The following is a 13,299-nucleotide window of genomic DNA, read 5'->3' as shown; positions in this document are numbered from 1 at the left end:
CCCCGGGGACCCGACCCGCCCGGGGGTGCGGTTTCAATTGAAACTGTAACTCCCAGGCACGGCGGACCACAGTTACAATTGAAACTGCGGGAGGGGGTCACCGCACCGGGCGACCGGTCAGAGCTGGCCCTGGCGGCGGGCGACCCAGGCCGCGGCCTGGGTCCGGCGCTCCATGCCCAGCTTGGCCAGCACCGAGGTCACGTAGTTCTTCACCGTCTTCTCGGCCAGGAACAGCTGCTCGGCGATCTGCCGGTTGGTCAGCCCCTCGCCGATCAGCTCAAGCACCCGGCGCTCCCGCTCGGTCAGCGCCGCGAGCTCGTCCTGCTCCGGGTTGGCGGACTGGCGCAGCCGGGCCAGCACCCGCCCGGTGGTGATCGGGTCCAGCAGCGACCGGCCCGCCGCCACCTCGCGGACCGCGTTGACCAGGTCCTGGCCGCGGACCTGCTTGAGCAGGTAACCCGACGCCCCGGCGTTGATCGCCCCGACCAGCGCGGCCTCGTCGTCGAACGCGGTCAGCACCAGGCAGTACGGCGGATCCGGCAGCTCGCGGAGCCGTCGGCACAGCTCCAGGCCGTCGCCGTCGGGCAATCGCATGTCGATGACCGCGACGTCCGGCCCGGTCGCCTGCGCGCGCACCAAGGCCTCGCCGACGCCACCGGCCTCGGCGACGATCGCGACGTCCTCCTCGGTGTCCAGCAGGTCGCGCAGACCGCGCCGGACCACCTCATGATCATCGACTAGCAGCACGCTCACGGACACACACCCACGCTACGTACGTCTCGGGCGAAAGGTGCGCGGAGGGTCGAATCCGCTGCTATTTCTTGATCTTCGCCACGCCCTTGGCCGCGCCGATGGTCTCGTGGGTCTTCCCGGCGACCTTCCGCGCGCGGCGCTTGGCCTTGCGGGCACGGCGCTTGGCCCGGTACTTGACCGACGGCTTGCCGCCGGTGTCCACCGCGGTCAGCAGCAGCCCGCCGAGCAGGCCGACGTTCTTCAGGAAGTGGACCTGCTGGTTGGCGCGCTCCTGCTGGTCGTCGATCTCCCAGTACGCGTGCGCCGCCAGCGTCGTCGGCACGATGCTGCCTGCCAGCAGCAGCGACGCCAGCCGCGGGAACTTGCCGAGCGCCAGCATCGCACCCGCCCCGACCTTGACCGCGCCGTCGATGCGCACCAGCGTTTCCGGGTTGGTGGGGAACTGCTCCGGCAGCGAGTCCTTGATCGGGCCGGTGGCCTTCTCCAGCAGCGGGGCCGCCGCTTTGGCGTGGTTCGGCGCATCGCGCAGCGCCCCGATCCCGCCGTAGACGAACACCGCGGCGAGCATCGGGCGGGCCAAACGGCGAATCAGCATCGGAGAACCTCCTCGGTGGTCAGCCGGTGCGCCCGACGGTACTCATTGCCGCCGGGTTCCGCTTGATCGTCAGAACCGATCGGCGTGGGCGAACACCTCGTCCCAGGCGGCGGCGATCTGCCGCGCGCACAGCTCCGGCTCGACCCCGCCGATGCCGGTGCCCAGACCGGGCATGGCGACCGACCGCACCACCTGCCGCACCAGCGCGCCGTTCTCCAGCACCGCGCTGGCCCACAGCCGCAGCACCGCGCGCGCCGCCAGGTAGGGGTGCACGGTGTCGGCGGGCAAGCGCTCACCGGGTTCCCGCATGGTGGGTGCGCTGATCAGCCAGATCGGGTTCGGCGCCCCCGTGGGCACCAGCAGCGCTTCGCCGACCGGCAGCTCGCCGCCGTGGTAGGCCAGCACGGCGCTGCGCACCTGCTCCTCCACGTCGGGGAAGGTCCGCGCGTACACGGCGTCGATCCCGCCGCGCATCCAGCCGTACGAGTTCGCCGGGCTCACCACGGCATCGACCGACAGGTCGAGAACGGAGCCCTGGTGGACGGCGAGGCCAGCGCGGTCCTCAGCGATCTCCTGCCAGGCTGCGGCGAGCGGCTCGTCCAGCGCGCAGAGGACGAGCTGCAGCTCCGGCTCCGCCCTCTCCGACGAGCAACCCGAATCTGCGGTCACGCACACAGCATCGCAGGAATAGGTGTCCGAGTGGCATTGGGTAGGTCACACCTCGGAGGTTTCGGGAGGTGGCGGCTTCAAAGAGCACGGGGTTGGTCTGCGTGGCGGTGCGGGTAGCGGAACCTCAGCGCCCGCCTGACTCCGGGATCTCCTCCTGACGTATTAAGCGGATACGCGGCGTCGGAGCTGTCCTCGCCAGGCGAACGCTGAGAACCCGCGGCGGTGCGAGTTGCGTGCGCGGGTCATGCGCCTGGCGGCGCATGCGGCCATTGCCACCCGGTGCTGGTCGTTCTTCGCGGTGGCTGTTCACCACCGAAAGCGTCTTCGCCGCTTGCCTGACGGTGGCCCGGGTGGCGGGCTTCTCTAGGCTGGGCCCGTGCCACAAATCGCGTACCTCGGCCCGGCGGGCACCTTCACCGAGCAAGCCACCAGGTCGCTCACCGGGGACTTCGACGCCGAACTCGTGCCCTGCGAGACCGTTCCGCTGGCCTTGGCCGCGGTGCGCAGAGGCGACGTGCTGGCCGCCGGAGTGCCGGTGGAGAACTCGGTGGAGGGCTCGGTCAACGCGACGCTGGACGCGCTGACCGAGGACGAGCCGCTGGTCGCGGTCCAGGAAGCCCTGCTGCCGATCCAGTTCGACCTGCTGGTCCGGCCGGGCACCGAGCTGGCCGCGATCCGCACCGTGACCAGCCACCCGCACGCGCTCGCGCAGGTCCGGAACTGGCTCGCGGAGAACCTGCCGAACGCGGAGGTGCGGGCCGCCAGCTCGACGGCGGCGGGTGCCGCGGCGGTGGCGGCGGGCGAGTCCGACGCGGCGATCTCCGCGCCGGTCGCCCTCGAGCACTACCCGTCCCTGGAGCGGCTGGTCGGCGGCATCGCCGACGTGCGCGACGCGGTGACCCGGTTCCTGCTGGTGCGCCGCCCGGGCAAGCTGCCGGAGCCGACCGGCGCGGACCGCACTTCGCTGTGCGCGGTGATCAGCGACGAGGTCGGCACGCTCGCCGACATGCTCGCCGAGCTGTCGCTGCGCGGCATCAACCTCAGCCGCATCGAGTCCCGCCCGCTCAAGGACCGCTTCGGCGAGTACCGGTTCTTCCTGGACTTCGACGGGCACGTCGCGGACGCGCGGATCGGCGACGCGCTGACCGCGCTGCGCCGCCGGTGCAGCACCGTCCGCTTCCTCGGCTCCTACCCGAAGGCCGACCGGTCGCCGGCCAGCGTGCGCCCGTCCGCCTCGGAGCAGGCGTTCCTGGCATCGGCGCAGTGGGTCGAGGACGTGCGGGCGGGGAGGCTGGCGTGAGCGGCTTCGAACTCGAAGCGCCCAGCGGGCTGCGGCTGCTCCTGATCCGCCACGGGCAGACCCCGGCCAACGTGGACCACGTGCTCGACACCCTGCCGCCCGGCCCAGGCCTGACCGAGCTCGGCCAGCAGCAGGCGGCGGACCTCGCCGAGCGCCTGGCCGAGGAGAAGATCGTCTCGATCCACGCCAGCCGTGCCGTTCGCGCGCAGATGACGGCGCAGCCGTTGGCGGAGCGGCACGGGCTGCCCGTCGAGGTCGTCGAGGGCACGCACGAGGTCTACGTCGGTGACCTGGAGCGACGGGGCGATCGGGAGGCGCTGCGGACCTTCGAGGAGGTCTACGGGCTGTGGCACGGCGGAGAGCTCGACGTGCCGATGCCGGGCGGGGAGAGCGGTCGCGAGGCGCTGACCCGGTTCGTCGCCGGAGCGCGCAGCGCGATCGACGGCTCCGGGGACGGCGCGGTGGCGCTGGTCAGCCACGGCGCGATGCTGCGGTTGGCGGCTTGCACGCTGGCGGCGAACGTCGACGGGACGATGTCGAACGCGGTGTACCTGCCGAACACCGGCGTGATCGTCCTGGAATCCGACCCCGACGCCCGGACCGGCTGGACCTGCACCGCCTGGGACGGCCTCGAAACCCTCTGACACGCCCCGGCACGTCCGACCCCGACACACCGGCGCGTTGTACCGCAGTTTCAATTGAAACTGCGGTACAACGGCATGTCGGGCCCCGACACACCGACACCTGCGGACAGGTCCTGAGCCCCACCCAACCGCACCTCAGGGGACCGTGACGCAACTCAGCCACAAGAAACCCCGAAACCGCGAGATCACTCCGAAACGTAACCACCACTGTGAATCGCGGAGAGGCGGGTCTGTGAATCGCGGAGAGGCGGATCTGTCAGCCCCAGCCGAGGGTGTGGAGCTTCTCGTCGTCGATGCCGAAGTGGTGGGCTATTTCGTGGACCACGGTGATCGCCACTTCGTCGACCAGCTCGTCCTCGTCCGCGCACATGTCCAGCAGCGGGTCGCGGTAGATCGTGATCCGGTCCGGCATCACCCCGGCGTAGGTGCTGTCGCGCTCGGTCAGCGCGATGCCCTCGTACAGGCCGAGCAGCGACGGGTCGTCGGGGTTCTCGTCCTCGACCAGGACCACGACGTTGTTCATCGCGGCCGCGAACTCCGCGGGCAGCAGGTCGAGCGCGTCCCCGACGAGCTCCTCGAACCGGGCTCGGGTCATCTCCACCGGCATGACCTCGTTCTACCAGCTCAGCGGGGTTCGGTGGCGGGAGCGCCGGGCTGGCCGGCGGCGATCTGCGGCGCCGGTTCCTTGCCGACGCGCACGTCGCCCTTGATGCTGCCGGTCACCGGCGCCAGTCCGCTGCCGTCCGGCAGCTGCGCGCTGACCTTGCAGTTCACCTGCCGCGATCCGGCGTTCCAGCTCTCCTCCGAGAGGGTGTCCCAGTAGATGACCAGTCCCTTGTCCTTGGCCGCGTTCGGGTCGCCCGCGAAGCGCCCGGTCAGCTCCCCGCACCGGGTGAACAGGAACGGGTCCTGGTCCTTCTCGGCGGGCCAGCCGCCGGGGAACTCCTCGCCGAGGTTGACCACACCGGTGATCTCCACCGCGTGCGGCTTCGCGCAGTCCACCGGGTCCCACACCGCGGTGCCGTTGATGCCCAGGCAGCGGCCTTCCGAGTAGATGTTGGACTGGTCGGTCGTCGAGGCGCTGCCCTTGATCGGGTAGAGCTTGCCGGACGGTCCGGGCTGCTGGAGACCGCAGTGCAGCGTCCGGTCGCCGTCGGCCCAGCCCTCCTCGCTCGGGGTGAACGCGCCGACGCTGAACCGGCCGTTGGGGTCGAACCGGCCGGACAGGAACCCGGTGGAGACCTCCACGCAGCGCTCCTGCTTGATCTGCTGCCACTGCTCGGTGCCCGGGAACGGCGCCTTGTCGTCGAACTGCGGGCGGAGGTCGGCGGTACCGGTGACCTCGAACAGGTGAGGCTCGTCGCAGGTGACCTGGCGGATGTCGGAGGCGTCGGCCTCGGCCCAGCTCAGGCAGCTGCCCGGCGGTGCGCTGAACACCACCTTCGGTGCCGGCGATGAACCCTGCTGGTCGGGGCCGGCGCTGCGCGTGCCGGTCGGCCAGTTGAGCAGCGCGCTGACCACCAGGACCAGCAGCGCACCGATCACGGCGCAGATCATCACGAGCCGGGTGTTGGGCTTGTTCCGGCTGGGGCTCGGGGGTGCATCGGGCGCTGGCATCGCAGACATCATGCCTGGTTCGAACCAGCGTTGCGCGGTTACCCGCAGTGGCTTCGGAACCGATTCGTTGCCGGGGGCGTCATCTCGATAGGTAATGTTGCTTCCGGGAGTGGGGCTATGACGGAAGATGGCAAGCCAGTGGCAGATGAGCAGCAGGGCGAGGGGACGCCGCCGCCCAACCCGCCGACGCAGCCCGAGCAGCAGCCGACGGCAGGACCGCAGCAGGGGCGGATCCGGTACCAGGATCCGGACAGCACGACCCCGCGCGAGCCGACGCTGGCCGAGCAGCGCGCCCGCATCGCAGCGGAGAAGCGCCGGGCCGAGCAGGAGCGCGCCGAGCTCGAAGCCGCTGAGAAGAAGAGCCAGAACCGCCGCCGCCTGATGATCGGCGGCGGTGTCACAGTCGGCGTCGTGGCGCTGGTCGCCGCGATGTACTCGGCGTCCGAGGTCAGCAACGAGGCCAGCGCCAGCGAGCAGTACTGCGCCACGGACCAGTCCGGGCAGCCGGGTGTCCGGGACAACGATGACTTCTGCAACGAGCAGTACGTGACCTCCCACGGCGGCCACATGGGCAGCGGCGGGATGTTCTTCATGCCGATCTTCCTGCCCGGCACCACGATTCCCAGCGGGCAGTACAGCTCTTACCGCTACGCCTACACACCCGCCGGTGTGTCGGCGCCTCCGGTGGGCTCGCCGGCGTCCGGATCGTCGTTCACCAAGCCGTCCGGTTCCACGATCAAGGACACCAGCGGCAAGACCATCCAGCGCGGTGGCTTCGGCATCAACAACAAGAGCGGCAGCACCGGGAGCTGACGAGTGCGACGCAGGACAACCGACCGCAGGCCGGACTGGCAGAGCAAGGTCGAGGAGCTGGGGCTGGTCTTCGGCACTCCCGCCCGCGCGGCCGACGGATCGGCGCGCCCCTACTGGGACGAGGGCGTGCACTACGAGTTCAGCCTCGACGAGGTCCTCTCGCTGGAGGCCGACGTCGAACTGCTGCACTCGATGTGCCTGGACGCCGTCGACCACGTGATCACCACCGAGCGCTACAAGGACTTCGGCATCCCGGAGTGGGTGTGGCCGCACATCGCCGAGTCCTGGAAGCGCGGCGACCCGCACCTCTACGGCCGCTTCGACCTGCGCTACGACGGCACCGGCCCGGCCAAGCTGCTGGAGTACAACGCCGACACCCCGACCTCGCTGCTGGAAGCCGCGGTCGTGCAGTGGCACTGGCTGACCGAGCGCCACGAGGGTGACGACCAGTGGAACTCCATCCACGAGAAGCTGGTGGAGCGCTGGGGCGAGATCAAGGACCAGCTGGCCACCAACGAGGTGCACTTCACCTGGTCCTCGGCCGACACCACCGGTGAGGACAACATCACCGCCGCCTACCTGCAGGAGACCGCGGCGGAGGCGGGCCTGGACACCGTCGGCCTGGCCATCGAGGAGATCGGCTGGGACAGCCTGCTGGAGCGCTTCGTCGACCTCGAAGAGGCGCCGATGAACTCCGTCGTCAAGATCTACCCCTGGGAGTGGATGGTCGACGACGACTTCGGCAAGCACGCGGTCGACACGCTGCCGGCCACCCAGTGGGTCGAGCCGCTGTGGAAGATGCTGCTGTCCAACAAGGCGCTGCTGGCGGTCCTGTGGGAGATGCACCCCGGGCACCCGAACCTGCTGCCGACGTTCCTGGACCAGCCGGGCCTGCTCACCGAGTACGTCCGCAAGCCCCGGCTGGGCCGCGAGGGCAACAACATCAGCGTCGTCGCGCCGGGTTGGGAGACCGAGACCGCCGGGATCTACGGCGAGGAGGGCTACGTCTACCAGGCGTTCGACCCGCTGCCGGAGTTCGACGGGATGCGCCCGGCGCTCGGCGCCTGGGTGGTCGGCGACTCCTCCGCGGGCCTCGGCATCCGCGAGACGGCAGGTCTGATCACCGACGACGGCGCGGCCTTCGTCCCGCACCGCATCCCGGAGAGCTGAACGGGGGATGCCGCCGGCCAGGCGGCATCCCGCGAGCTCAGCGGATGGTGAACCCGCCGTCCACCTTCAGCTCGGTCCCGTTGACCATGGCCGCTTCGTCCGAAGCGAGGTAGGTCACCGCGGCCGCGATCTCCTCCGGCTCGGCGAACCGCCCGGCCGGGATCTCCGCGCGGTGCGCGTCGCCCTTCGGGTTGTCCCAGGCCGCGCGGCCGAGCTCGGTGAGCACCACCGTCGGCGAGACGGCGTTCACGGTCACGCCGCTGGGTCCCCACTCCAGGGCCAGGGTGCGGGTCATGCCCATGATCCCGGCCTTCGACGCGCAGTAGGCGACGTGCTGGTCCAGGCCGACGCTGGCGGCCTGCGAGGCGAGGTTGATGATCCGGCCGCCGCCCTGCTCGACCATGCCGCGGCCGACCGCCTGGGCCATCAGGAAGCTGCCGGTGAGGTTGACGTTCAGGGTCAGCTGCCAGTCCTGCACCCCGATGTCGGTGGCGGGCGCGAGGCGCACGATGCCGGCGGAGTTGACCAGCACGTCGATCCGGCCGTGCCGGTCCACCACGTCCTGCACGCAGTTCTGCACCGACTCCGGGTCGGAGACGTCGACCCGGTGCCCCGACGCGCACGCGTCCGGGACCTCCGGGGCGAGGTCGGCTCCGGCGACCACCGCCCCGCGGGCGGCCAGCACCCGGGCGACCTCGGCGCCGATCCCGGAGGCGGCACCGGTCACCAGGGCAACTTTTCCAGTGAGTTCGAACATGGCTCAGCAGTCCCCGCGTCGTCGTCTTCTGGCTCGCTCAGGCGCGTTCGCCCGCGTAGCCTGAAGGGTGCTGCGGGGGTCGAAGCGGTGAGCCGAGCCGCTCCCCGGCCGACCGGCGGAGCGAGCTCGATTCCTATCACCCGCCGCCCCACCTGCGCAGCACCTGGGCGTTCGCGCACCGCCCGGGCACGCACCCCCCTGCGAACCTGTGAGTTCACCGCGAGGACTACGCTGACCAGCTGTGATCGACCTGAAGACGCTACGCGATGATCCGGAAGCCGTGCGCGCATCGCAGCGCGCACGGGGTGAAGACGCGTCCCTGGTGGACGCGCTGCTGTCCGCCGACGAGCGTCGCAGGTCCGCGGTGTCCCGCGCGGACAACCTGCGCGCCGAGCAGAAGCAGCTCGGCAAGAAGGTCGGCAAGGCCAAGGGCGAGGAGCGCGACGCGCTGCTGGCCCACGCCAAGGAGCTCTCCGCGCAGGTCAAGGAGGCCGAGGCCGCGCAGTCGGAGGCCGACGACGAGCTGCTGCGGACCCAGAAGGCCGTCCAGAACATCGTCGAGCCCGACGTCCCGCCGGGCGGCGAGGACGACTACGCCGTGCTCAAGCACGTCGGCGTGCCGCGCGAGTTCGACTTCGAGGTCAAGGACCACGTCGAGCTGGGCACCGCGCTCGGCGCCTTCGACATGGAGCGCGGCGCGAAGGTGTCCGGCGCCCGCTTCTACTTCCTCACCGGCATCGGCGCCCAGCTGGAGCTGGCGCTGCTGAACATGGCCGCCGCGCAGGCCACCGCCAGCGGGTTCAGCCTGGTCGTGCCGCCGGTGCTGGTCCGCCCGGAGATCATGGACGGCACCGGGTTCCTCGGCGCGCACTCCACCGAGGTCTACCGCCTGGAGGAGGACGACCTGTACCTGGTCGGCACCTCCGAGGTGCCGCTGGCCGGCTACCACTCGGGCGAGATCCTGGACTTCTCCGACGGTCCGCTGCGCTACGCGGGCTGGTCGACCTGCTTCCGCCGCGAAGCGGGCTCCTACGGCAAGGACACCCGCGGCATCATCCGCGTGCACCAGTTCAACAAGCTGGAGATGTTCGTCTACTGCCGGGAAGAGGACGCCCGGGAGGAGCACCAGCGCCTGCTGGCCTGGGAAGAGGACATGCTGGCCAAGATCGAGGTGCCCTACCGGGTGATCGACACGGCGGCCGGTGACCTCGGTGCCAGCGCGGCCCGCAAGTTCGACTGCGAGGCCTGGGTGCCCAGCCAGCAGACCTACCGCGAGCTGACCTCCACCTCGAACTGCACCACGTTCCAGGCGCGGCGGCTCAACACCCGCTACCGCGACGAGGAGGGCCGCACCCAGATCGCGGCGACCCTCAACGGCACGCTGGCCACCACCCGCTGGATCGTGGCGATCCTGGAGAACCACCAGCAGCCCGACGGTTCGGTCCGCGTCCCGGTGGCGCTGCGCCCGTTCCTCGGCGGCCGCGAGGTCCTCGAACCCAAGTGACGTCCGCGTGAGCGGCGATGGTCGTTAGAACCACCATCGCCGCTCACGAGGTCATCGCGAGCGCGGTCGCGAGCCGGGCCAGGTCGTGGCCCTCGACGAGCTCGGCGAGGGCGTCGGCATCGGCCCGCAGGCCCAGCTTTCGCGCTCCCGCCAGCGCCTTCTCGTCGAAGAACGGCCGGATCTCCGGCCACACCAGCTGCACTTCGCGGCAGAAGACGTCCGCCCCGACCGGGCCGATGCGCGGTACTTCGGTGAGCAGTTCCCGCAGCACGTCCAGATCCCCGTCGGCCTTCGCGCGCATCCGGCGCAGATCGCCGTGGTACCGGTCGATGAGCAGCTGCGCGCCTTTCCCGAGGGCGGTCGACGTGCTCTCGTCGTACCGGACGTAGTGCCCGCGGTCGAGCGCGTCCACGCGCTGCTGCCAGGTCGCGTCGCACATCTTCTGCGCAGTGCCGAACTCGGCGAGCTCGCGCGCCGCCGACACCGCCAGATCCGCCTTGATCCGCGCCGACAGCAGCGTCACCAGCACCAGCAACCGGTACAGCGGTGCGGGCTTGTTCTCCAGGTTGATCCCGGCTCGGGCGGCGAGCGTGCTGCCCTCGTCGTCCAGCAGGCGTTGCACGGTCTCCTGGGCTCGCATCACCACCACCCCCTTGCCGAACTCGGCTACCCGCCGAGCGCTCGGGGCACACGCGCGATCGCAGCGAATCCACCGGACGCGACTTATGGTGGGTCACGTGTCCGATACCCCTGGTAGCACGCGTGCTCTCGCCCTCGCCGGGCTAGGCGACCGGATCCGCCGGTTGCGGGCGGCGCAGGGCCTCGACCAGGGCGAGCTGGCGGACCGGGCGGCGCTCGACGTGACGCAGCTGGTCAACATCGAGCAGGGCGAGGCGATGCCGTCGCTGGACGTGCTGGCGCAGGTGGCGACCGCGCTGGACGTCGGGCTGTCGCAGCTGTTCACCGACTGCAAGCCGGGCCCGGCGGCGATGGTGTTGCGCGGCAACGAGGTTCCGACGGTCGACACCGACGGCATGGCGTTGCAGGTGCTGACGCCGCGAGCCGTGATCCCCGGCCTCTACGCCGCGCGCTACCGGATTTCCCCGACCAGCGAAGGTGTTCGGCCGGTCAAGCACGAGGGCCACGACTGGCTCTACGTGCTCAGCGGCCAGTTGCACGTGGACTTCGAGCAGGGCGCGACGACCTTGCGGGCCGGGGACAGCGTCAGCTTCAGCGCCCGCGTGCCGCACCGGCTCTCGGCGCTGGGCGGGACGCCCGCCGAGTTCCTCGCGGTGGGGGCGACGCTGCTCGCGTCGCCCCGCGGCGAGGTGTGATCAGGGCTGCCAGCGCTCCTGGATCAGCTCGATCTCGTCGTCGGCGTTGACCTGGATCTTGTCCGCCGGGATCTCACCGTGGGGCAGCCCGGACACCATCTCGTCCCCGGTGCAGGTCCGCTCCTCGACGCCACCGGCCCCACCGGGGCAGAGCATGTAGAGGGACTTGACCGTGACGTTCTCGGCGAGCGGCAGCCGGTGTTCCAAGGGGTCGTTGGGGTCTTCCACCAGACGACGTGGACGACCGAGTAATGCCTGTTCCATGCCCGGGGAGACGTACCGCCCGGGCCGGGGTTGCTAAATGTCCGGGAGAACTTCTGAAGCGATCTCCTCGACAGTCGACTCCTTGCCCTCGTAGGGGCTGTCGGCGCGCGGCCAGTGCGTGATCACGTCGGTGAAGCCGAGCTCGGCGGCGCGCCCGACCACGTCCCGGAAGTGCTCCACACTGGACATCGAGAACACCGGCGCCGCGTCGACCTGCAGGTACCGCTCCACCCTGGCCGGATCGCGGCCCTGCTCGGCCAGCGCCTCGGCGAACCGCAGCGAGAGCTCGGCGACCGAGCGCCACCACGCCTCCTGGTCCTCCGCCTCGCGGCCCGTGGTCACCCAGCCCTTGCCGTACCGGGCGGCCAGCTTCATCGCGCGGGGGCCGTTGGCGGCGACCACGAACGGCAGCCGGGGCAGCTGCACGCAGCCGGGGTGCCTGCGGGCCTGCACCGCGGAGAGTAGGTGCCGGAGTAGTCGGTGGAGTCGTGGGTGAGGATCTGGTCCAGCAGCTCCAGGAACTCGCCGAACCGGTCGACGCGCTGACCCGGCGTCAGCTCCGGCTGCCCCAGCACCTGGGTGTCGAAGCCGGGGCCGCCGGCGCCGATGCCGAGCGTGATCCGGCCGTCGGAGATGTCGTCGAGCGCGGTGAGCTCCCGCGCGAAGTGCACCGGGTGGCGGAAGTTCGGCGAGGCCACCATCGTGCCCAACCGGATGGTCGAGGTGGCCATCGCGGCCGCGGTCAAGGTCGGCACCGCGTCGAACCACGACTTGTCCACAAGGGAGCGCCACCCCAGGTGGTCGTAGGTCCAGGCGTGGGCGAACCCGTACTCCTCGGCCATCCGCCACATCGGCTCGGCGGCCCACCAGCGGTGCTCCGGCAGAATCACGATCCCAACTCGCACATGTCGACCGTACTGGTCGACCACCACCGCTATCGACCCGATCAGGTGATGTGGGTGGCGCGGGTCGCGTTCGCAGGTGCTCGTTCGGGCCCGGCGAGCCGCACCAGGCAGGATGGCGGGGTGCGCAAACCCGGCCTGGTGGCGACCGACGTGGACGGAACCCTGCTCGACCCGATGGAGCGGGTGAGCGGGCGAACCGCGCGAACGGTGCAGCGGGTGGTCGACGCCGGAACCCCGTTCGTGCTTGTCACGGGTCGTCCGCCGCGCTGGGTGCCGATGGTCGTGGAAGGCCTCGGGGTGGCCGGGGTGACGGTGTGCGCGAACGGCGCGGTGCTCTACGACGCCGCTGCCGACAAGGTCCTGCAGAGCCACGTGATCGAGTCCCTGGAGCTGCACGACGTGGTGCGCGAGCTGCGCCACGAGCTGCCGGGCTGCGCGTTCGCGGTGGAGCGGACGACCGACGGCGCGCACGACCGGCCGCACGAGCAGTTCCTCGCCGAGGTCGACTTCCGCCGGGTGTGGCCGAATTCGGACATCCGCGTCGCCGGGACCGACGAGCTGACCGGCAAGCCCGCGGTCAAGCTGCTGGTGCTGCACGAGCACATGACGAGCGCGGAGATGGCCGAGACGGCCGGTGCGGTGATCGGCTCCCAGCTGCAGCTGACCTACTCGACGTCGGCGGGGCTGATCGAGCTGTCCGCGGCCGGGGTGGACAAGGCGACCGGGCTGGCCGCGGTGGCCGCCGACCTCGGCGTCGACCAGGCCGACGTGATCGCCTTCGGCGACATGCCCAACGACGTCCCGATGCTGACCTGGGCGGGCCACGGCGTGGCCATGCGCAACGCCCACCCTGCAGCCCTGGCCGCAGCAGACGAGGTCACCACCAGCAACTCCGAGGACGGCGTCGCCGAGCTCCTCTCCCGCTGGTGGTGACCCGCAGTTTCAATTGAAACTGCGATCCGCCGTGCCTGGGA

At 70.7% G+C, this 13,299-nt stretch carries 15 protein-coding genes and 1 pseudogene; 7 read left to right on the top strand and 9 right to left on the bottom strand.

What is annotated here, in order from left to right; translation table 11 throughout:
• Positions 1-117: 117 nt before the first annotated feature.
• The 3 genes from OU415_RS36290 to OU415_RS36280 all read right to left on the bottom strand — a co-directional run bounded on the left by OU415_RS36290 (position 118) and on the right by OU415_RS36280 (position 2,017).
• On the bottom strand, positions 118-759 hold the full coding sequence (locus OU415_RS36290) for a response regulator (protein WP_270954229.1): 642 nt from the start codon (positions 757-759) through the stop codon (positions 118-120).
• 55 nt (positions 760-814) lie between these two features.
• The gene (locus OU415_RS36285; protein WP_270954228.1) at positions 815-1,348 is read right to left on the bottom strand and encodes a DoxX family protein; all 534 of its coding nucleotides are present in this window, start codon (positions 1,346-1,348) and stop codon (positions 815-817) included.
• Between the two features lie 69 nt (positions 1,349-1,417).
• Positions 1,418-2,017 (bottom strand): macro domain-containing protein, encoded by a 600-nt coding sequence (locus OU415_RS36280; RefSeq protein ID WP_408641982.1) that lies wholly within the window; start codon positions 2,015-2,017, stop codon positions 1,418-1,420.
• Between the two features lie 376 nt (positions 2,018-2,393).
• Between OU415_RS36280 and pheA the strand changes: the two genes are divergently transcribed.
• The gene (pheA, locus tag OU415_RS36275; protein ID WP_270954226.1) at positions 2,394-3,317 is read left to right on the top strand and encodes a prephenate dehydratase; all 924 of its coding nucleotides are present in this window, start codon (positions 2,394-2,396) and stop codon (positions 3,315-3,317) included.
• Between the two features lie 29 nt (positions 3,318-3,346).
• Entirely contained in the window at positions 3,347-3,961 is a 615-nt protein-coding gene (locus OU415_RS36270) for a histidine phosphatase family protein (RefSeq protein WP_270954232.1), read from the top strand.
• Between the two features lie 256 nt (positions 3,962-4,217).
• Here OU415_RS36270 and OU415_RS36265 read toward each other — a convergent pair whose 3' ends face one another.
• Entirely contained in the window at positions 4,218-4,568 is a 351-nt protein-coding gene (locus OU415_RS36265) for a metallopeptidase family protein (RefSeq protein WP_270954224.1), read from the bottom strand.
• A 17-nt stretch (positions 4,569-4,585) separates the two neighbouring features.
• Positions 4,586-5,578, bottom strand: a complete 993-nt coding sequence (locus tag OU415_RS36260; RefSeq protein WP_270954222.1) for a septum formation family protein — start codon at positions 5,576-5,578, stop codon at positions 4,586-4,588.
• A 117-nt stretch (positions 5,579-5,695) separates the two neighbouring features.
• Here OU415_RS36260 and OU415_RS36255 point away from each other — a divergent pair, with 117 nt between their 5' ends.
• Both OU415_RS36255 and OU415_RS36250 read left to right on the top strand, forming a co-directional pair.
• Positions 5,696-6,391, top strand: a complete 696-nt coding sequence (locus OU415_RS36255; protein WP_270954221.1) for a hypothetical protein — start codon at positions 5,696-5,698, stop codon at positions 6,389-6,391.
• A 3-nt stretch (positions 6,392-6,394) separates the two neighbouring features.
• Positions 6,395-7,561 (top strand): glutathionylspermidine synthase family protein, encoded by a 1,167-nt coding sequence (locus tag OU415_RS36250; RefSeq protein ID WP_270954219.1) that lies wholly within the window; start codon positions 6,395-6,397, stop codon positions 7,559-7,561.
• Between the two features lie 37 nt (positions 7,562-7,598).
• Here the strand turns inward: OU415_RS36250 and OU415_RS36245 are convergent, their stop codons facing one another.
• Entirely contained in the window at positions 7,599-8,318 is a 720-nt protein-coding gene (locus OU415_RS36245) for a GolD/DthD family dehydrogenase (protein WP_270954218.1), read from the bottom strand.
• Positions 8,319-8,559: 241 nt separating this feature from the next.
• On the opposite strand from OU415_RS36245, the gene serS reads away from it, so the two are divergent.
• Positions 8,560-9,822, top strand: coding sequence for a serine--tRNA ligase (gene serS, locus OU415_RS36240; RefSeq protein WP_270954217.1), 1,263 nt, complete (start codon positions 8,560-8,562; stop codon positions 9,820-9,822).
• Between the two features lie 43 nt (positions 9,823-9,865).
• Here the strand turns inward: serS and OU415_RS36235 are convergent, their stop codons facing one another.
• Positions 9,866-10,462, bottom strand: a complete 597-nt coding sequence (locus tag OU415_RS36235; RefSeq protein WP_270954216.1) for an endonuclease — start codon at positions 10,460-10,462, stop codon at positions 9,866-9,868.
• Positions 10,463-10,559: 97 nt separating this feature from the next.
• On the opposite strand from OU415_RS36235, the gene OU415_RS36230 reads away from it, so the two are divergent.
• Complete coding sequence (locus tag OU415_RS36230) at positions 10,560-11,156, top strand: helix-turn-helix domain-containing protein (RefSeq protein ID WP_270954213.1); 597 nt, start codon at positions 10,560-10,562, stop codon at positions 11,154-11,156.
• On the opposite strand, the gene OU415_RS36225 is transcribed toward OU415_RS36230, so the two are convergent.
• The gene (locus OU415_RS36225) at positions 11,157-11,420 is read right to left on the bottom strand and encodes a hypothetical protein (protein WP_270954211.1); all 264 of its coding nucleotides are present in this window, start codon (positions 11,418-11,420) and stop codon (positions 11,157-11,159) included. It abuts the gene before it with no gap.
• 33 nt (positions 11,421-11,453) lie between these two features.
• A pseudogene (locus OU415_RS36220) lies at positions 11,454-12,325 on the bottom strand (LLM class flavin-dependent oxidoreductase).
• 120 nt (positions 12,326-12,445) lie between these two features.
• Between OU415_RS36220 and OU415_RS36215 the strand changes: the two are divergent.
• Complete coding sequence (locus OU415_RS36215; RefSeq protein ID WP_270954230.1) at positions 12,446-13,258, top strand: HAD family hydrolase; 813 nt, start codon at positions 12,446-12,448, stop codon at positions 13,256-13,258.
• The last annotated feature ends 41 nt before the right edge of the window (positions 13,259-13,299 follow it).

The organism is Saccharopolyspora oryzae (assembly GCF_027853915.1).
GTDB lineage: Bacteria > Actinomycetota > Actinomycetes > Mycobacteriales > Pseudonocardiaceae > Saccharopolyspora > Saccharopolyspora oryzae.
This window is presented reverse-complemented; position numbering and strand designations above follow the sequence as displayed.

Bases quoted from the DNA above. Each gene is read 5' to 3' on its own strand.
- OU415_RS36285 (WP_270954228.1), bottom strand. From the start codon at position 1,348: ATGCTGATTCGCCGTTTGGCCCGCCCGATGCTCGCCGCGGTGTTCGTC.
- OU415_RS36265 (WP_270954224.1), bottom strand. From the start codon at position 4,568: ATGCCGGTGGAGATGACCCGAGCCCGGTTCGAGGAGCTCGTCGGGGAC.
- OU415_RS36260 (WP_270954222.1), bottom strand. From the start codon at position 5,578: ATGCCAGCGCCCGATGCACCCCCGAGCCCCAGCCGGAACAAGCCCAAC.
- OU415_RS36255 (WP_270954221.1), top strand. From the start codon at position 5,696: ATGACGGAAGATGGCAAGCCAGTGGCAGATGAGCAGCAGGGCGAGGGG.
- OU415_RS36245 (WP_270954218.1), bottom strand. From the start codon at position 8,318: ATGTTCGAACTCACTGGAAAAGTTGCCCTGGTGACCGGTGCCGCCTCC.
- OU415_RS36235 (WP_270954216.1), bottom strand. From the start codon at position 10,462: ATGCGAGCCCAGGAGACCGTGCAACGCCTGCTGGACGACGAGGGCAGC.
- OU415_RS36225 (WP_270954211.1), bottom strand. From the start codon at position 11,420: ATGGAACAGGCATTACTCGGTCGTCCACGTCGTCTGGTGGAAGACCCC.